Genomic DNA, 18,106 nt, shown 5'->3' with positions numbered 1-18,106 from the left:
ATACTCCGTCACACGCCGATACGGCGAGTGGTCTGCGCTGACCCTGCGACCCCAGTGAGCAACGAGACGATCGCGATGCCGACGACGAAGTAGATTGCGGCGCTGGCGACTCGCGATGCGGTGGTCGCTGCGATCGTGAACGGCCACAGCGCGGTGGCGATCGTTGCGAGGATTCCGATCCACGCGAAGAAGTTCGACGCACGTGGCGTCGACACCATCAACGCATGCAGAAGTGCGGTAGCGACCAGCGCTGCGATCGCGGCGCTGAGAGCAAGCGAGCCGGCTTGGGAATTCCCCGGCATCCGCTCCGGTGTGATGACCGGAGTGTCGAGGATTCCCCGCACGATCAGTAGTCCGACGACCGCGGCCAGGGCCGCGACGAGCGCAGTTGCGGCCCCGCCCGCCCACAGTCGTTTTGCATTGACGGCGGGAGTCGCCGGACTGTCTGGTTGGAACTGGCTCATCGAGAGACTCCTTCACCGATACCGGATAGGGCTGTCCTTCCGAACTGTATGCGTTTCGGGACGGCCCACATTCACCCTCGACGGGTGAAAAGTACGGTGTTCTCGACTCTTCGACGGTGCCGGGGCTACGCCGGGACGGGCGGCCACACTGGGGCAATGCTCCACGGGCGCGCCACCTCGAGCTGCGACGCAACCCGGATCAGCAAATCTTCACGCCCGAACGCACCCACCAACTGCACGCCGATAGGAACGCCGGCCGTGTCATGACCCATCGGCAAGGAAATCGCGGGCTGACCTGAACTGTTGAACGGACTGGTCAAACCGCTGTACCCGGCCGAATGCTCCCAGATCGACATGGGATTTGCCGTATCGAGCAGACCGAGCGGAGCTGCCGGTCGAGCCATCGTCGGCGTCAGCAACAGGTCGTGATCGACAAAGAACGCACCGATCACCTGGGCGGCCCGCTCGAGTTCCTGCAATGCCTTGACTACGTTCGTCGCACTTTCGGACTTCGCGCGGTCGTAGATCATCCGAGCCATCGGCTCGAGGTCGTCGTCGCGGATTGCGCGGTTCAGGGCCTCGAGTCGTTCGTCGACCTCGATCGTCATCGGAATGCCCATCAACACGGAAAGCCCGGCAGTGAGCGCATCGAGCGGAAAGTTCGGGGCACTCTCGGTCACATCGTGACCGAGGTCTTCGAGCAGGCCGGCAACACTGGTTGTGACGGCCGAGCACTGCGGGTCCACCGGGGTGCCATCAGGAAGAGTGTTACTCAGACCGATCCGCAACCGTCCGGGATCCGCACCAACTTCCTCGACGTACGGCCGCTTCGGCGCCAGGATCACGTAAGGATCGCCGACAGTCGGTCCGGCGGAGAGATCGAGAAGCAGTGCAGTGTCGCGGACACTTCGGGTGAGTGCGTGATGAACACTCATCGGCGACGAGAACAGCGTGCGCGCCGGTGCCGTCGGAGTACGTCCACGGCTGGGCTTGAGGCCTACCAAGCCACAGGCCGATGCGGGAATACGGATCGATCCACCGCCGTCACTGGCATGGCCGCCGGGCACGATCCCGACGGCAACAGCTACAGCTGTGCCACCCGAAGATCCGCCGGGTGAACGATCAAGGGCATAAGGGTTGTGGGTAGGCCCGAACAGCGCAGGTTCGGTACTCGCATTCTTACCGAACTCCGGGGTGTTCGTCTTGCCGATGACAACCAGACCAGCCTCACGGTACCGCTCCACGAGCGTCGAATCTTTCTCTGCCACAGCATCGGCGAACAATCGAGATCCGTTGGTGCTCGGCAATCCTGCGACGTCCATGCCCAGGTCTTTGATCACGAACGGGACGCCGTGCAGTGGACCTTCCGGCAAGCCGCCTGATACCTCGTTGCGTGCCTCCTCGCGACGCTCACTGATCACCGCGTTGACTGCCGGGTTGCGCTCGTCGAGTCTGTCCAGGCTGAACTCGAGAACTTCCTTGGCGGAGACGTCGCCGCTCTTGATCGCTTCGGCCAGGCCGGTCATGTCGTTGTTGTCGAACAAATCCTGCATCGATGCCCTCATCACTCGTGTCGAACTCTGCCGATAGTGAGGTCCGTCATACCAACCATGGCGAAGGCGTAGCTTTGAAATTCCGCTTGGCGGGACCGGCCCACCGATTCAGCCTTACAGAATCAAGCCCTGCCGCCGCGCTTCCACAACTGCTTCGTGCCGACTGCGGACGTCGAGTTTTCCCATCAGATTCCGCATGTACGTCTTGATCGTTTCGACGCTCAGGGACAACCTCTCGGCGATCTCGGCATTGCGCAGTCCCAGAGCTACGTAGCCCATCACCTCCCGCTCGCGGGGCGACAGGACAACGGTGTTCGCGACTGGAGTGTTCGCGGAAGGGTTCGGCGACGCCAACGCCCGCAACTTTGCCTCGACGGCGAGGACCTGCGCGCTGAGAGCCATGTCCTCGAGGTTCGCCGCGATCTCGCCGAGCGCCAGGACGCTCTCGGTCAATCCTTCGGATATCTGGGCATCGCGATTCGAACCATGTTCCACCGCAGCGGTATCGAGCATCGCCACCCGACGATCCACTTCGTCGCGAATCTCGAATTCGCGGGCCAACGCGTACGACGATCGCATCATCGTCTCGGCGATCACGTCGCCGATCGGCAGGTTGGCGCGCAGTCCTCCGTAGATCGCTCCGCGAGTAACCCCGCGTACGACGATCGGGACTGCCATCAAGGATTCGATGGCTTCGGTGCCCACTTCGTAGTCGTAGTCGTGGGTGATGTGCGACGAGTTCGCGTAGTCCTGCACCGCGCCCGGTCGTTGTTCTGCGATCGCACGACCACCGAGTCCGCATTCGGCGTCGATCTTCAAATTTCGCAGGATGTTGCTACGAGTCCCGACGTAGCCGGTGATGGTCAGCGACCGGTCGTCGACACAACCGCCGAACAGAACCGGCAACTCGGTTCGGGGGTGCAGTCGACGCAGTTCGGCGCGCAACGCGTCGTCGTCGCTCGGTCTCAGTACCCTGCTCACTCTCACCTCCACATACCCAATTCAGAGGGTAGCGGCACCTTTGACTGGGCAATAGCGTGCATCCAGGCCATTTGTAGTGCCGATCACAACTACCGTGACACCAACCGTGTCACGTCGCCTTCGGAGGAACCGTGTCTGTCTCGACAGCTCTCGCAGCCAACAACACCCCGCTCAGTCCGCTGCGCTTTCTCGAGCGCAGCGCTGCGGTGTTCCCCGATCGTACCGCCGTCATTCACGGCGACCGGAGCTACACGTACCGAGAGTTCGGTGACGAGGTCGCAGCGCTGGCCCGCGTCCTGCGTCAACGCATTCAGCCCGGTGACCGCGTTGCGTACCTGGCGCCGAACGTTCCCGAGATGCTGTTCGCGCATTTTGCCGTCCCACTCGCCGGCGGAGTCCTGATCGCCCTGAACTCACGCCTCGCCGGTCCCGAACTCGAGTACATCCTCGATCACTCGGGAACCACGATCCTGTTCGTCGACTCCGAATTCGTCGGCTCGGTCACCTCGTCCAAGGCGAACGTGACGAGCCTGCGCGAGATCATCGAGATCCCGGACTCCACCGTGCCCTACCCGGAGGTCCCCACCGGAATCGTCACCGGGCAGTACGCCGATCTGATTGCCGAAGGTGAAGCTCTCGCCGATCAGCCACTGTACTGGGGCGTCGACGACGAGCAGCAGTGCATCGCCATCAACTACACCTCTGGCACCACCGGAAAACCCAAGGGCGTCATGTACTCCCACCGCGGGGCATACCTGAACTCGCTCGGCGAGACATTCCACAACGGCTTCGACGGAGCGACGAAGTATCTGTGGACACTGCCGATGTTCCACTGCAACGGGTGGTGCACGCCGTGGGCCGTCACTCAGGCCGCAGGCACACACATCTGCCTGCGCGCGGTCCGCGCCGACGCGATCTGGGACGCCATCGACAATCTGGGCGTGACGCATCTGTGCGGCGCTCCTACCGTCTGCTCCACCATCGCCGACGCGGACCAGGCCCACAAGGTCGACGCCCTGCACATCACCACCGCCGGCGCTCCCCCGTCACCGACGATCATCGGAAAACTCGAAGACATCGGTGTCACCGTCGTCCACGTCTACGGCCTCACCGAGGTATACGGCCCTTACACGATCTGCGAGTACCAGGAAGCCTGGGACGACAAGCCGCAGTCCGAGCGCGCCGCACTTCTCTCCCGTCAGGGAGTCGGCATGGTGCAGGCCGAAAATGCTCGCGTTGTCGATGCCGAGATGAACGACGTTCCCGCCGACGGCCAGACCATGGGTGAGATCGTGCTCCGCGGCAACAACGTGATGCTCGGTTACTACCGTGACGAGGCCGCGACCGCCGAAGCATTTGCCGGTGGTTGGTTCCATTCCGGCGACCTCGGCGTCATGCATCCCGACGGTTACGTCCAGCTCAAGGACCGCGCGAAGGACATCATCATCTCGGGCGGCGAGAACATCTCCACCGTCGAGGTGGAGCAGGCGATCATGAGTCATCCTGCCGTGATCGACGTGGCAGTCGTCGGCGTTCCCGACGAGAAGTGGGGCGAGCGCCCGAAGGCATTCGTGGTGCTGGGCAAGGGATTACAGGCTTCCGCCGAAGACATCGTCGAGCACACCCGTGCATTGCTGGCCGGGTACAAGGTTCCCCGCGACATCGTCTTTCCACTCGACCTTCCTCGCACCCCGACCGGCAAGGTTCTCAAGTTCCAATTGCGTGCGTCGAAGTAATTCGGCCGTAGGGTCTCAGCGCACCGAAGTGTGACGCCGGCGCAGATCGACAGGTTGCCCGTCCGAAGGGAACGGCAAGGACGTGAAGTCGAGCGGAGCGACGTAATCTGCGTCGACGTTCCAGTCGAAGCGCATGAGGAAGTGGTGCATGATTGCCTTGATCTCGGCGCCGGCGAAGTGCATTCCCAGGCATTTGTGCACTCCACCTCCGAACGGTTCCCACGCGTACCGATGAACCTTGTCTTCGCGTCGATTCTCGGCGAAACGTTCGGGATCGAAACGCTCGGGATCAGGCCAGTACTGCGCCATGTGGTGCGTGAAGTGAGGGGCGACAGAAACATACGTTCCCGCAGGCACGAAGTGACCCCGTACTTGAGTGTCGCGGACCGCTCGCCGCGCCATGACCGGTACGGGAGAGACGAGTCGGAGGCATTCCTTCATCACCAGGTCAAGGCTGCTTAGGCCGTCGAGATCTGCATAGCTGGGCGTCGAGGTCCCCAGAGCGAGCGACTCGGCACGGCACCTGTCCTGCCACTTCGGATGTTGACCTAGATATTGCATCATCGTGGAAAGGGTGATCGTCGAAGTGTCGTGTGCGGCCATCAGGAGGAAGATCATATGGTCGATCACTTCGTCGTCACTGAAGCGTTGTCCCGCTTCGGATTCGATGTGACAGAGCACGGAGAACAGATCATCGGTTGCGCGAGCTCGACGCGCCGGCAGGTAGCGACGAAAGAAGTCTTCCAGGACCCGGCGGCCGTCGAGTCCTCGCTTCCATCTGGTCCCCGGCACGCGGTAGCGGACCAGAGAAGTAGCCGCCTGCACACAATCCACGAAAGCCTTTTTCACCGAAGATATTTCGCTTTCGGTACTTCCTTCCGCACCGCCCATGAAGATGTCGGTGGCGAGATCGAGGGTGAGTGTCTTCAGTGCTGTGTATGCACGAAATCCGTCAGTGGGGGTCCATGTGTCGAGCGCCGAGTCGATTGCCGGATTGAGAACGTCGACAGACTTCTCGATCCGAGTCCGAGTGAACGCCTGCTGCATGATTCGACGATGCCGTAGATGTTCTTCCGAATCGAGAAGCATCAGCCCACCGTGAAAAAAGGGGCCGATAAGCACCGACCAGCCGTCGCTGTTCACAAAAGCCCGATCTTTGTTCTGCAGCACTTCCTGGCACGCGTCGGGTCCGAGAACAGCGATCCACTGCCGACCGACCATCGAGAACCAAGAGACCTCGCCGTATCGATCCCAGTTCTCTTGCATCAATGCGAGTGGATCGCGGATGTATGCAAGAGCGTGCCCGACGAGAGGCAGCCCGGAACGGCCCGAAATCGGGTGCAACTGCGAGTTCACGGGGGGACGAGCCAGGATCTTGGACACTGCGACCTCTACTCTCGCTCAATCTGACAGTGCATCCTGTCAGATGGACTGTAGTCTGCGTCACAGTGGTTGCGTCTGTCAATATCGACCTATGACTTCTCCGACGCCGCGGCGGTATGCCGGCCTCAGCGGCGACCAGCGCTCAGCATTGCGGCGCGAGAGCTTGCTAGAGGCAGGGCTGGAACTATTCGCTGTCGCAGGCAGTCGAGGCGCCACGATGACCGCGATCTGTGCGCGAGCCAAGTTGACGGAACGCTACTTTTACGAAAGTTTTTCCAGCAGAGACGAACTGCTGAAAACAATCCTGGACGGAATTGCCGACGAGGTTCGCGACGCCGGCCTGACCGCACTACGAGCGAGCGACGGAACGCTCGAGCAGCGCGTACGAGATGCCATCACGTCGTTCGTCACCCTCCTCACCGACGATCCCCGCAAGGGGCGTGTGGCAATGATCGAATCCGCTGCATACGAGCCCCTTCGCGCACACCGGCGCGCGGTACTGCACGGCTTCGCGCAAATGGTCGCGGACGAAGCCTCGCGAATGTACGGCGACCGAGCTTGGCCATCTCATCAAGGTCAGATCAACGGACTGCTCTTCGTCGGGGGCCTTGCCGAATTGGTCACCGCGTGGCTGAACGAGGAGATCGCTATTACCCCTGACGAGATCGTCGAGGCGGCAACCTACCAATTCACGTCCACCGCACACCGTTGAGATGGAACCGATCGGCATGCGGTTGCTGCCCGCCACACCGGGATGGCGCGAACAGGCGCAATACTTGTCCCCATGAGTGAACGCGCAGACCTGCCCGGAACTGACCCCGCACAGTTTCGGGTACACGTCGCGTCTCAAGCGATCCGGTTGTTCTCGGAGAACGGGTACGAAGCCACCACCGTCGAGCAGATCGCCGCTGCCGCCGGTGTGTCGCGCCGGACGTTCTTCCGGCAGTTCCGCTCCAAGGAAGACGTGATCTTCGCCGATCACGAGTCCCTCCTCGAACACGTGGCCGAGTTCCTCGCGTCCGATTCCGCCGACCCCTGGGCGTCGGTGTGCGAGGCCGCGGGACTGGTCTTCGATTTCTTCCGCCGGAACCGTGACCTTTCGATGCGGCGATACCGCGTCGTACAGCATGTTCCGGCTCTTCGCGACCGCGAACTCGTCACCGGATTCCGCTATGAGCGCCTATTCGTCGACTACCTGCGCAGCGCTGTTCCCCGCGAACCGGTCCTCGAGGTTGTCGGTTTTGCCGCAGCTGTCACCGCGTGCCACAACTACCTCTTGCGAAGCATGATCAAAGGCGACGAAGACGCCACAGCCGAAGCGCTGAGCCAGGCATTGCTCGACGTTCGGCGGACGTACGGCGTGGCACCCGGGTCCAAGACCAGCACGCCAGAATCGAAGTCTGTGCTGGTAGTGGCATTTCCCCCGGGCACCTCCGCCGATGAGATCAGCAGAAAAATCCACGAACAACTCGGCTGACACCGATCGTGCACCGGAACTTCACACGCCCATCCCTTGACCTGGCACTCAGTGCCGTGTTTGACTGGGGTCATTGGCACCGGTCTGTCCGCGAATCTCGTCGGTAACGCCGGAGCCGCACCAACCGCCTTCAAGCCACCTTCACCAAGGAGCGTTCCCATGGCAGGAAACCCGGATTTCAATCTCTTCGCGTTGAACGAAGAGCACGACGAACTGCGGGCTGCTATCCGCGGACTCTCCGAGAAGGAAATCGCGCCGTACGCCAAGGACGTCGACGAGAACGCACGCTTTCCCGAGGAAGCACTCACCGCTCTCAACGCGTCGGGCTTCAACGCAATCCACGTTCCCGAGGCTTACGACGGCCAGGGCGCCGACTCCGTCGCCACCTGCATCGTCATCGAGGAAGTCGCCCGCGTCTGTGGCTCCTCCTCGCTGATCCCCGCCGTGAACAAGCTCGGCACCATGGGCCTGATCCTCAAGGGTTCCGAAGAGCTCAAGTCCAAGGTGCTCCCGGACCTCGTGAACGGCGGAATGGCGTCGTACGCACTGTCCGAGCGTGAAGCCGGATCCGACGCCGCTTCGATGCGTACCCGCGCGAAGGCTGACGGCGACGACTGGATCCTCAACGGCTCCAAGTGCTGGATCACCAACGGCGGCAAGTCGACCTGGTACACCGTCATGGCTGTCACCGATCCCGACAAGGGCGCAAACGGCATCTCCTCCTTCATGGTCCACAAGGACGACGAGGGCTTTGTCGTCGGACCGAAGGAAAAGAAGCTCGGCATCAAGGGCTCCCCCACCGCTGAGCTGTACTTCGAGAACTGCCGCATCCCCGGTGACCGCATCATCGGCGAACCGGGCACCGGCTTCAAGACGGCACTCGAGACCCTCGACCACACGCGTCCCACCATCGGCGCTCAGGCTGTCGGCCTGGCCCAGGGCGCACTCGACGCAGCTCTGGCATACACCAAGGATCGCAAGCAGTTCGGCAAGTCCATCAGCGACTTCCAGGCTGTTCAGTTCATGCTCGCGGACATGGCAATGAAGGTCGAAGCCGCACGTCTGATGGTCTACACCTCCGCTGCTCGCGCCGAGCGCGGCGAGAAGAACCTCGGTTTCATCTCCGCTGCGGCGAAGTGCTTCGCTTCCGACGTTGCCATGGAGGTCACCACCGACGCCGTACAGCTGTTCGGTGGCGCCGGCTACACCACCGACTTCCCGGTCGAGCGCATGATGCGCGACGCCAAGATCACGCAGATCTACGAAGGCACAAACCAGATTCAGCGCGTCGTGATGTCGCGTGCGCTACTGAAGTAGGGCCTCCGGCCCTGTGCGCGGTCAGGCAGTCCATAGACTCCTTAACCGCGCACGGGGGCTTGACCCCTGTCTGAAGAATCTTGAGGAGAATCGTGGAACTCGTAGGCGTAATCGGCGGCGGCACCATGGGTGCCGGCATTGCCGAAGTTTGTGCAAAAGCCGGTAGCTCGGTACTGGTGCTCGAAACCAAGGAAGAATTTGCCGCCGCTGCTCGCGAACGGATCGCCAAGTCGATCAACCGCGGCGTAGCCAAGGGCAAGATCACGCAGGAAGACGCCGACGCCGCCATCGCACGCGTTCGCGTCACCCTGGACATGGAAGAGTTCGCCGATCGCGACCTGGTGATCGAGGCGGCTCCCGAGATCGAAGCTCTCAAGTACGAGATCTTCGGCAAGCTCGACAAGATCGTCAAGCCTGCAGGCATTCTGGCGACCAACACCTCGTCGATCCCCGTCATCAAGATCGCCAAGGCCACCTCGCGCCCCGGCCAGGTTGTGGGCGTTCACTTCTTCAACCCCGTGCCGGTCATGCCGCTCGTGGAGATCGTGGTCAGCCTCACGACGTCCGAAGAGACCGTCCTCGCCGTCACCGACTACGCCAAGAACACGTTGCGTAAGAAGACGGTTCGCGCGGGCGACCGCTCGGGCTTCATCGTCAACGCTCTGCTCATCCCTTACCTGTGCCAGGCAGTCCGGATGCTCGAATCCGGCTACGCCACAGCAGAAGACATCGACGAGGCCATGAAGGGCGGCTGCGGCTACCCGATGGGTCCGCTGACGCTGCTCGACACCGTCGGTCTCGACATTGCCCTCGCAGCGGCAGAGTCCCTGTACGCGGAATTCGCAGAACCGCACTACGCTCCGCCGGCGCTGCTTCGCCGCATGGTCGACGCCGGTCGTCTCGGCAAGAAGACCGGTCGCGGGTTCTACGAATACGCCTGAGTCCGACCGCTTCACTCTTCCGGCCCCTCACCTGTTGCAGGTGAGGGGCCGGAGTTGTTTTCGGACAGATCTTGTCGAATCGATTGACAAATTCGCGTAGCGCAGTAAAAGTCATCGTGTGACAACAACCGTTGTCACACGATGGCAGGCGGAGGGGCACCCAGATGAGCAGCGACGCAGACACGGGCACTCGTCGATCGAAGCCTCGAGAACTACTAGCCGATCCGATCGGCCCCGGTTCCCTGACATGGACACACTTCGGCGACGTTCGCGGCCTGCTGTACCTCGGACGCGCAGGCACCCTGCAGAACATGCACCCCGCGGTAAGCGGAGCGCTGCAAGATCATTCGAATTTCTTCGACAACCCGCTCGACCGCCTGTTCCGCTCACTGCCGCCCATCTACGGCGTCGTGTACGACCGGACCGAAGAGGGCACAGGCACGCTCGTTCGCAACTTCCACACCGATCTCAAAGGAATCGACGAAACCGGCGGGCGCTACCACGCCCTCACTCCTGACACTTTCTGGTGGACACACGTCACGTTCTTCGAGGTGATTCTCGATTTCAACGAGCGATTCGCGTACAAGAAGTTCACGCAGGAGCAGAAGGACCAACTTGTCCGTGAGGCCGTAACCTGGTGGCGCTGTTACGGACTCACCGATCGACCGGCTTTCGACGACTACGCCAGCTTCCGCACGTATTGGGAAGACATGCTCGACAACCACCTGATCAACACCCACACCACAAAATGGTCGACGCGCATCGCCGAGCACGACATCGCACCGGCTCCGAAGGTTCCGACGTGGCTGTGGCGTCTTAGCTCTCGCCCCACGATGGCCGTGGCGAACTGGATCGGCAAGGCACTGATGCCGGAGAAGGCACGCAAGACCCTTGAATGGGAATGGACGCCGCGCGACGAACGGATGTACTTCTGGTTCGCCCGCTTCCTGACATTGACAGATCGGTTCTGGCATCTGCTGCCGCTACGACTGCGGTATGCGCCGCGCGCCTACTCGGGCATCCGCGCGCAGGGTCTGTGAGCACTCGTCGGTAGGCTGGAGTGCGTGCCAGCCCAACTCCCCTCCGACGCGATCAGTGTCCGCGTGGACAGCTGGACGTGGGCGGTTCGGCTGTTCAAGACACGCTCGCAGGCGGCGACGGCCTGCCGATCGGGACACGTTCGGGTCAATGGAACGTCGGCAAAGGCGGCTCAGCAGGTGAAAGCCGGCGACGAGGTGCGGGTGCGTGTATCCGGCATCGAACGCATTGTCGTCGTGGTCAAGCCGATCACGAAGCGAGTCAGCGCGGTGCTGGCCGCCGATTGCCTGCAGGACAATTCGCCGCCCCCACCACCGCCCGAACTGATTGCGTCCATTCCGCGACGTGATCGCGGCGCCGGCAGACCGACCAAGCGCGAGCGACGTGACCTCGAGAAGTTGCGCGGCCTCGAGCCGTAACCACCGCCTCGAACGCGTCACGACCTCGAAACAGGCTGACGCAGAACCGTCTTCAGTTTCTCGGGCGGCGTCCGGCGCGCATCACTGAGGTAGATCTCGTGATGATCGCCGTTGAAACTGAAGCCGTTCGACGGGATGAACGTGTTGTGCAAGCGGTCCAAGGTGGGGGCCTCGTCGTCGTAAGAACCTACGTGAAGAATCTGGACGGACAGGCCCTCCTCCAATTCGAGGAACCGCACCTTGTCCAAAGCCGCCACGTTCTTCTTGGCGCGGACCGCTTTGGCTCGAACTGAGGCGATCGCCGCAGACAGTTCGGCCTGAGCGATCCATTCCGGTTGCGAGATCATCATCGTCCAATCCCAAGCCGCCTTGTCCCGTGTCACGAACACCTCGGGATCATCTGCCCGCCACAACCCTTCCAGCGGGCCAACGACGAAGTCGCGATCCAATTCCTTCTTGCTAGCGAATTTTGCCGAGTAGGACACCGAATACAGCGCTTCGAGCGCCTCGGAGTACTCGGTGGCAGTGTTGGGGTCGCCGTGACCGTCGACGGCGAAGTAGCCGAAGCGGGGAACGGTCACGAGGGCAAAATCGCGGCGCCCAGGCGAGTAGAGATCCTTGTATGCCTTCTTGACGTCGTACTTCTCCATGCGCCACCCACCTGATCACTGGCCGAGTTTCAACGTTCGGAAACCTATCCGAGAACACCGACATCCCGATAGCGGACCACTGTCCCCTTGTTAATAGACCAGTGGACCTTTACTCTGGACGGGGTGACTACACCCCAGGCGACCGACGTCGCTCGAGTTCCGCGCCGCAGACCGTTGCGGATCGTTGCCATATCCGCGATTGTCGCGTCGATCTTGGCTCTGTTGGTCGTGTACCCATGGTGGAGCTTGTTCATCCGGCCGGACTGGCCGACGGCGGTGGCAGTTTTCGGCACCGTTCTGTTTGCCGCCCTCTTGATCGCCCTGCCTGCGAGCATGGTGCTCAGCCACGGACACACCGACCGCGATCCAGTTCGCCTGATCGGCGACGCACTCCTCGGAATCATCTGGGTCGTGTTCGTGTGGACCCTACTCGGCGAAGTTCTGAGGCTCGGACTGCTCGTCGGCGGCGTGGATGACCCGCTTCGATCGAGAATTGTCGCCGTTGCCGCACTGATCATCTCGGCCCTTCTGCTGATCTGGGGCTACCGGGAAGCCATGAGACTGCCACGGATCAAGCAGGTCGACGTCACCATCCCCCGCCTTGGTGCGGGGATGGACAAACTTCGGGTAGTCGCGATCACCGACACTCACTTCGGGCCGATCAATCGCGAGAAGTGGTCCGAGCGCGTGATCGCGGCAGTCAACGATCTCGACGCCGACATCGTGGCCCACGTCGGTGACATCGCCGACGGAACGGTAGAGCAGCGCCTCGGCCAAGCGACCCCCCTCGCATCGGTCGAAGCCGGGCTCGCTCGCGTCTACGTGACCGGCAATCACGAGTACTTCCACGAGGCTCAGGAGTGGCTCGACTACATGACCTCGATCGGCTGGGACGCGCTGCACAACCGCCACCTCGTCGTCACCAAGGGCGGAGACAGACTGGTCATCGCCGGAGTCGACGATGCGACAGCGTTGGGATCGAAACTGGACGGGCACGGCGCGAACTTCGACATGGCCCTGGCCGGCTCCGACCCCGAATTGCCGATCCTGATGCTCGCCCACCAACCGAAGCAGGTTACTCAGTCCGCTTCCGCGGGAGTGGATCTGCAGCTCGCCGGTCATACCCACGGCGGACAGATCTGGCCCTTCAACTTTCTGGTGAAACTCGATCAACCGTCGGTGCACGGGCTTACCAGGCACGGAGAACGTACGCAGCTGTACACCAGCCGGGGAACCGGATTCTGGGGTCCGCCCTTCAGGGTGTTCGCACCGAGCGAGATAACCGTTCTGACGCTTCACAGCGCCTGATCGTTCTCAGCTCGTTCGGGTTGCCGCTCGCGCCGACAACCCGACGAGCTGGTTGATCAGACCTTCACGCAGGCCGACTGCGAACATGTCGGAGGCCGGGGGCGCCTGCATCTCGTTCAGTACGACGACCATGGATTCAGTCGGCTCGGCAGTCGGCCATAAGCCGGCAACGATCACCAGGGTTACCTTGGCGAATTGAGCGGCGTCGCCCTCCGAGAGATGGGGCAGTTGCGAATGAACCAGCGACGCAAACCTTCCCGAGTTGACCGTCGCCCGCTTCTTGAAGTCACGGGCGAAGTCGACGGAGATGTTTCTTTCGAGGACACCGGCCATGACACTCATCAACTCGCACAGTAACCGCTGTGAGACAAGCGATTCCGCAACCGCGGATGCCACATGAATTTCAGCGGCAAACGGTGAGTCGTCACTGGTCGGAGTCAACGACTCGGACAACCCGTCCAGCCACGCTACCCAGTTCTCGTCGAGCACTTCGAGAAAGATGGCCTCGCGACTGTCGAAGTACCGGAGCACGTTCGACTTCGCGAGGCCGACGCTCTCACTGAGCTCACGCAGACTGATGTCTGCGACTGGCTTGGACCCGAGCATCGCGCGAGCTGCGTCGAGAATCGCGCACCGACGTGCTTCGATCTGCTCGGGCCTGCGCGCGCGCTGGAATCCATGGGTCGCCACCATCACGCAAGATTATCAGACCATCGTTCTATTGTTTGCTGTACTGCGGGTCAATTGTCCGAAGGTGCATGCTGCGCCACGACTCCCCTCGACGCCAGTTCGCGACGCAGCGAATCGGTATCGACGGACGCGAGATCGACTCGGTGCGTGCGGGTGGCCAAAGCTCGGACCTCCACGGACAGATCTGCCACCTGCTTACGCGTCGCGGCCTGCCCTGCCTCGTCCTGTTCCGCCACTCGCTCGACCAACCAGGAAGCGAGTGTGGCAGTCACGATGCCCAGCAATGCAATTCCGCCGATCATCAACGCTCCGGCGATCAGGCGCCCGGTTGTAGTGACAGGAGCCATGTCTCCGTAACCGACGGTCGTAACCGTCTCCATCGCCCACCACAACGCCGTCCCGTACGACGTGATGGCGGCGCCCTCAGCGTGCCGCTCGGCGTCGAGCATGGCCAGTGCCGCGACACCGATCAGCAAGGCCGTAGCCCCGGTGGCGTAAACAACCACTCGTCCACGCAAGCTTTGCCCGCTCGAGCGGTGGACTATTGCAAGCAGGGTGACCAATCGAAGGAGGCGCAAGGGACGCAGCATGGGTAGCACCACCATCGCCAAATCCAAGAGATGCCTGACGAACCAGCGACCGCGTGCAGGAGCCAACCACAGGCGAACTGCGTAGTCGACGGCAAATACGAACCACGCGGCCCACATGATCCATTCGGTCAGGCGATGCGGGAAGTCAGTCGGTTGCGCCAGGACTTGGTACGCGTACGCCACCAAGAACAGGCAGGCCGCAGCGGTCAAGGGGATGTCGGTGGTGAGCTGCCACCGCTTCGACGTCCACGCAGTGCGGTGGTGCACCGACCTCCTTGATTCGTTCATCCGAGAAGTCTTACACCACTGCTACCGCGTGACCGGCAGAACCAACTCAGATCCGAGTGTGCGTCAAGATGTTGAGCGCCATGGGAACTGCCTCGATCGTGATGGGCAACGGCCCCACCCGATCGCCGTCCGCGTAGGCGATGATGCCCTCGGAGACCAACCGGACCTTCTTCGACCGATACGTCTGTACCGCATCCAAGGAGACGTGAGTTCCCTTGTACACCCGCGGAAACAGGCGCACCAGACGCAACCTCGAACCGTGCCCGACGACGGTCAGATCCAGCAACCCATCAGACTTCGACGCGCCCGGAGTGATGAGCATGCCGCCACCGTACGAGCGGCCGTTGCCGACAGCCACGAGCGTCGCGTCCACCGTGATGACCTCGTCGTCGAGTTCGATCCGGTACGGCAGCGGCTTCATCTTCGCCAACTCGGCGAGCATCGCCAAGTTGTAGCGCATCGGTCCCTTGGGCCACGACATCCGATTGGCCCGTTCACTGACCAGCGAATCGAATCCGCTCGCGATGATCGTTCCCGACCAGACGACGGAACCGTCGGCAAGCGTGATCTTCGCCAGGTCGGACTGCTGCACGACGCCGTCGGCGATCACATCGGCGGCTGCCTCGGGATCGCCTGTGGGAATGCCGAACTCACGGGCGTGATCGTTACCGGTGCCCGCCGGGATGAGTCCGATAGGAGTATCGGTCAACGCGGCAGCCTGCAATCCGATGCTGATGGCACCGTCACCGCCGACCACCACCAGCGCGTCGGTACCCTCCTCGATCGCACGACGCGCCAACTTCTTGGCGTCGTCGGCATCGGTTCCGATGATCTCGGTGACGGCAACTCCCCGAGCACGCAGTCGCGCAACACCTTTGCGTCCGGCCGCAGGCGCGTGACCATGTCCCGCCATCGGATTGATCAGGACGGTAACCTTCTCGATCTGACTGCGGGTTTCGGTCACGGAATCAGCTTTCCAGGATTGAGGATGCCGGCAGGGTCAACTGCATTCTTCACTGCGCGAAGGATATTCGCGCCCAAGTCGCCGATCTCGTCCTTCATCCACGGGCGATGGTCAGCTCCGACTGCGTGATGATGGGTGATCGTGCCACCGGCGGCGATGATCGCATCGCCAGCGGCAGTTTTCGCCTTGTGCCACTGAGCGATCGGATCCTCGGTCTGCGCGCTGACTACTGTGAAGTACAGCGAAGCGCCGGTCTTGTAGGTGTGAGAAATGTGGCACATGACGAGCGGCTGAGTCCCCTGCTCGACGAGAGCCTTGGTCAGCGCTTCGGTGACCGAGGAGCGCAGGTTCGCGAGGTTACCCCAGGTGGTTGCTGTCTCGAGGGTTTCACACAGTGCGCCGACGTCGAGAAGAGCGTCACGCAGATACGGCGCATCGAATCGCCCGTGTTCCCAACTGTTTCCGGGCTCCTCACCGAGCGAAGTCCCACCGTGAGCGGTGAGAATTGCTCGGGCCTCCGCCACCCGTTCAGCGGTGTGCGAAGCGGTGCCCTCGTAGGTGGTGATGCCGAGGCAACCACCGGTGAAGGCGTTCTCGCCGATCTTGTCGGTGGTCGCCAGATTCACGCCGCTCTCGGCCTCGTCGGACAATCGCAGTACGGTCGGAGCCGATCCTTCCTGGACCAGCTCACGCAATGCTGCTGCGCCGGTGGCGAAGTCGGGGAAGCTCCACCCTTCGCGCACGGTGGTCTCGGGCAGGCGGTGAACCCGCACACGCACGTGCGTGATGACGCCGAATGTCCCCTCGGAGCCGACAAAAAGCTCACCCAGATCGGGGCCTGCGGCAGAGGCCGGCGCACGCCCGGTCTCGACCACACCGCTCGGGGTGACAACGGTGAGGCCCTGGACCATGTCCTCGAAGCGTCCGTATCCAGCCGACGCCTGCCCCGAAGACCGGGTGGCGGCAAACCCGCCCAGAGTGGCGAACAGGAAGCTCTGCGGGAAGTGCCCGACCGAGAAACCGTGCTCACGCAGAAGCTCCTCGGCCCGTGGGCCGGTGGTTCCGCCGCCGAACGTCGCAATGCCCGATTCCTCGTCCAACCCGACGAGCTGATCGAACCTGCGCAGATCGAGAGATAGAACTGCGTCGAACCCGTCACGAATGGGATCGAGCCCGCCGACGACGCTGGTGCCACCACCGAACGGGACCACTGCGATCCGGTTGGCAGAGCAGTATCGGAGAACCTGCTCGACCTCTGCGTCTGTCCCTGGAGTGACGACTGCGTCCGGTGCGTCCTGCGGCTCGGCGCTACGACGGCGAAGCAGATCCGGGGTGCTCTTGCCACCGGCCCGAAGGATTCGATCCGAATCCTCGGTGCTGACGTACTCGGCCCCGACCAGCCCAGCCAGCGCCTCGACGTGCGACTGAACCAGGGCGGACGGAGTCACCTGAACGTCTTCGATGGCGAGGCGCGAGCGAGTCGGTGCGGACACACCGAGAAATCCGGTCAACAATGATGTGACTGCGTCCGACAGTTCACGCTTCTTGGCCGGATCGCCCCAGGCGTCCCACTGCATCGGCGGTTGCAAGGCAGACTTTTCGGTGCTCATAGACACTAGTGTTACATATTTGTGTGATGTGTAAACATCCCGGTTGATCGAGCTGTCGATCAACCCATCGTCTTCGAGCCGTCGATGGCTTCACGAAGCATGTCTGCGTGGCCCGCATGCTGGGCCGTCTCGGCGATGATGTGCAGCAATGCGCGCCGCGCTGACCAGCGAGCGCCGGCTTCGAACCACGGAGCGCTCGGAAGTGGATGAGAGATGTCGAGGCTGTCCAGCGAGGCCACCAACTGGTCGGTCCTGGCCGCGATCCCTTCGTACTCGGAAACGATGCTTGCCAAGGTTTCACCCTCGATCATGGCAAATTCGTTCGCCCGTTCCTGTTGCATCTCTTCCGACCACTGGGTCGGGTCGAAGTCCCCGCCAAGTCCGGCCGGGCCTTCCAGAATGAAGTCGACCCAACCCTTCTCCGCCTGACCCACATGCTTGATCAATCCGCCTAGGCACAGTTCGCTCACGGTCGGCCTCGAAGCAGCCTGCTCGTCGGTGAGGTCCTTGACCGTGAAGAGAAGGAATTCACGATGTTGACGCAGGCTCTGGAGGAGATCCGCGCGCTCGCCGGTGACGGTGGTGGTCGGTGCGTTCATGATGTTTTTCCTTCGCTCGTGGGTTATTTGCCCTGTGAGAACTACGTTAGAAGTCATTGCGGACAGAAACGGTCCTCAATAGAAAACGATCAAGAAAA

The 18,106-nt window shown here is 62.2% G+C and carries 18 protein-coding genes; 8 read left to right on the top strand and 10 right to left on the bottom strand.

What is annotated here, in order from left to right; genetic code table 11:
• Window positions 1-8 precede the first annotated feature (8 nt).
• From AC2ETI_RS07100 to AC2ETI_RS07090, 3 genes are all read right to left on the bottom strand, one after another.
• Window positions 9-464, bottom strand: coding sequence for a DUF6069 family protein (locus AC2ETI_RS07100; protein ID WP_019745239.1), 456 nt, complete (start codon window positions 462-464; stop codon window positions 9-11).
• A gap of 125 nt (window positions 465-589) precedes the next feature.
• The gene (locus AC2ETI_RS07095; RefSeq protein WP_290286909.1) at window positions 590-2,017 is read right to left on the bottom strand and encodes an amidase; all 1,428 of its coding nucleotides are present in this window, start codon (window positions 2,015-2,017) and stop codon (window positions 590-592) included.
• A gap of 114 nt (window positions 2,018-2,131) precedes the next feature.
• Window positions 2,132-2,998, bottom strand: a complete 867-nt coding sequence (locus tag AC2ETI_RS07090; RefSeq protein ID WP_041815263.1) for a helix-turn-helix transcriptional regulator — start codon at window positions 2,996-2,998, stop codon at window positions 2,132-2,134.
• A gap of 131 nt (window positions 2,999-3,129) precedes the next feature.
• Between AC2ETI_RS07090 and AC2ETI_RS07085 the strand changes: the two genes are divergently transcribed.
• Window positions 3,130-4,734, top strand: coding sequence for an acyl--CoA ligase family protein (locus AC2ETI_RS07085; RefSeq protein WP_355329872.1), 1,605 nt, complete (start codon window positions 3,130-3,132; stop codon window positions 4,732-4,734).
• A gap of 15 nt (window positions 4,735-4,749) precedes the next feature.
• Here AC2ETI_RS07085 and AC2ETI_RS07080 read toward each other — a convergent pair whose 3' ends face one another.
• A complete protein-coding gene (locus AC2ETI_RS07080) occupies window positions 4,750-6,117 on the bottom strand; it encodes a cytochrome P450 (RefSeq protein ID WP_483633712.1) in 1,368 nt (455 codons plus the stop codon).
• A 91-nt stretch (window positions 6,118-6,208) separates the two neighbouring features.
• Here AC2ETI_RS07080 and AC2ETI_RS07075 point away from each other — a divergent pair, with 91 nt between their 5' ends.
• From AC2ETI_RS07075 to AC2ETI_RS07050, 6 genes are all read left to right on the top strand, one after another.
• Window positions 6,209-6,829: a TetR/AcrR family transcriptional regulator gene (locus AC2ETI_RS07075; RefSeq protein WP_021345503.1), complete on the top strand. Its 621-nt coding sequence runs from the start codon at window positions 6,209-6,211 to the stop codon at window positions 6,827-6,829.
• A 72-nt stretch (window positions 6,830-6,901) separates the two neighbouring features.
• On the top strand, window positions 6,902-7,594 hold the full coding sequence (locus tag AC2ETI_RS07070) for a TetR family transcriptional regulator (RefSeq protein ID WP_355329877.1): 693 nt from the start codon (window positions 6,902-6,904) through the stop codon (window positions 7,592-7,594).
• 159 nt (window positions 7,595-7,753) lie between these two features.
• Entirely contained in the window at window positions 7,754-8,911 is a 1,158-nt protein-coding gene (locus AC2ETI_RS07065) for an acyl-CoA dehydrogenase (protein ID WP_003939784.1), read from the top strand.
• A gap of 92 nt (window positions 8,912-9,003) precedes the next feature.
• A complete protein-coding gene (locus AC2ETI_RS07060; protein WP_020909078.1) occupies window positions 9,004-9,852 on the top strand; it encodes a 3-hydroxybutyryl-CoA dehydrogenase in 849 nt (282 codons plus the stop codon).
• A gap of 164 nt (window positions 9,853-10,016) precedes the next feature.
• Complete coding sequence (locus AC2ETI_RS07055; protein ID WP_060938011.1) at window positions 10,017-10,892, top strand: oxygenase MpaB family protein; 876 nt, start codon at window positions 10,017-10,019, stop codon at window positions 10,890-10,892.
• A gap of 24 nt (window positions 10,893-10,916) precedes the next feature.
• Complete coding sequence (locus AC2ETI_RS07050; RefSeq protein WP_029256216.1) at window positions 10,917-11,309, top strand: RNA-binding S4 domain-containing protein; 393 nt, start codon at window positions 10,917-10,919, stop codon at window positions 11,307-11,309.
• A gap of 17 nt (window positions 11,310-11,326) precedes the next feature.
• Here the strand turns inward: AC2ETI_RS07050 and AC2ETI_RS07045 are convergent, their stop codons facing one another.
• Window positions 11,327-11,959 (bottom strand): GyrI-like domain-containing protein, encoded by a 633-nt coding sequence (locus tag AC2ETI_RS07045; protein ID WP_211918818.1) that lies wholly within the window; start codon window positions 11,957-11,959, stop codon window positions 11,327-11,329.
• 123 nt (window positions 11,960-12,082) lie between these two features.
• Here AC2ETI_RS07045 and AC2ETI_RS07040 point away from each other — a divergent pair, with 123 nt between their 5' ends.
• Window positions 12,083-13,267, top strand: a complete 1,185-nt coding sequence (locus AC2ETI_RS07040) for a metallophosphoesterase (protein WP_019745249.1) — start codon at window positions 12,083-12,085, stop codon at window positions 13,265-13,267.
• 6 nt (window positions 13,268-13,273) lie between these two features.
• Here AC2ETI_RS07040 and AC2ETI_RS07035 read toward each other — a convergent pair whose 3' ends face one another.
• The 5 genes from AC2ETI_RS07035 to AC2ETI_RS07015 all read right to left on the bottom strand — a co-directional run bounded on the left by AC2ETI_RS07035 (window position 13,274) and on the right by AC2ETI_RS07015 (window position 18,008).
• On the bottom strand, window positions 13,274-13,960 hold the full coding sequence (locus tag AC2ETI_RS07035; protein ID WP_021332017.1) for a TetR/AcrR family transcriptional regulator: 687 nt from the start codon (window positions 13,958-13,960) through the stop codon (window positions 13,274-13,276).
• 47 nt (window positions 13,961-14,007) lie between these two features.
• Window positions 14,008-14,835 (bottom strand): potassium channel family protein, encoded by an 828-nt coding sequence (locus AC2ETI_RS07030; RefSeq protein ID WP_031330822.1) that lies wholly within the window; start codon window positions 14,833-14,835, stop codon window positions 14,008-14,010.
• A 46-nt stretch (window positions 14,836-14,881) separates the two neighbouring features.
• The gene (locus tag AC2ETI_RS07025; RefSeq protein WP_003940547.1) at window positions 14,882-15,799 is read right to left on the bottom strand and encodes a diacylglycerol kinase; all 918 of its coding nucleotides are present in this window, start codon (window positions 15,797-15,799) and stop codon (window positions 14,882-14,884) included.
• The gene (locus tag AC2ETI_RS07020; protein WP_031330818.1) at window positions 15,796-17,376 is read right to left on the bottom strand and encodes an FAD-binding oxidoreductase; all 1,581 of its coding nucleotides are present in this window, start codon (window positions 17,374-17,376) and stop codon (window positions 15,796-15,798) included. Before AC2ETI_RS07020 ends, AC2ETI_RS07025 begins: the two co-directional genes overlap by 4 nt.
• A gap of 92 nt (window positions 17,377-17,468) precedes the next feature.
• Entirely contained in the window at window positions 17,469-18,008 is a 540-nt protein-coding gene (locus AC2ETI_RS07015; protein WP_019745253.1) for a DinB family protein, read from the bottom strand.
• Window positions 18,009-18,106 lie beyond the last annotated feature (98 nt).

It is taken from the genome of Rhodococcus sp. MurmanLake-1 (assembly GCF_056945715.1).
This window is presented reverse-complemented; position numbering and strand designations above follow the sequence as displayed.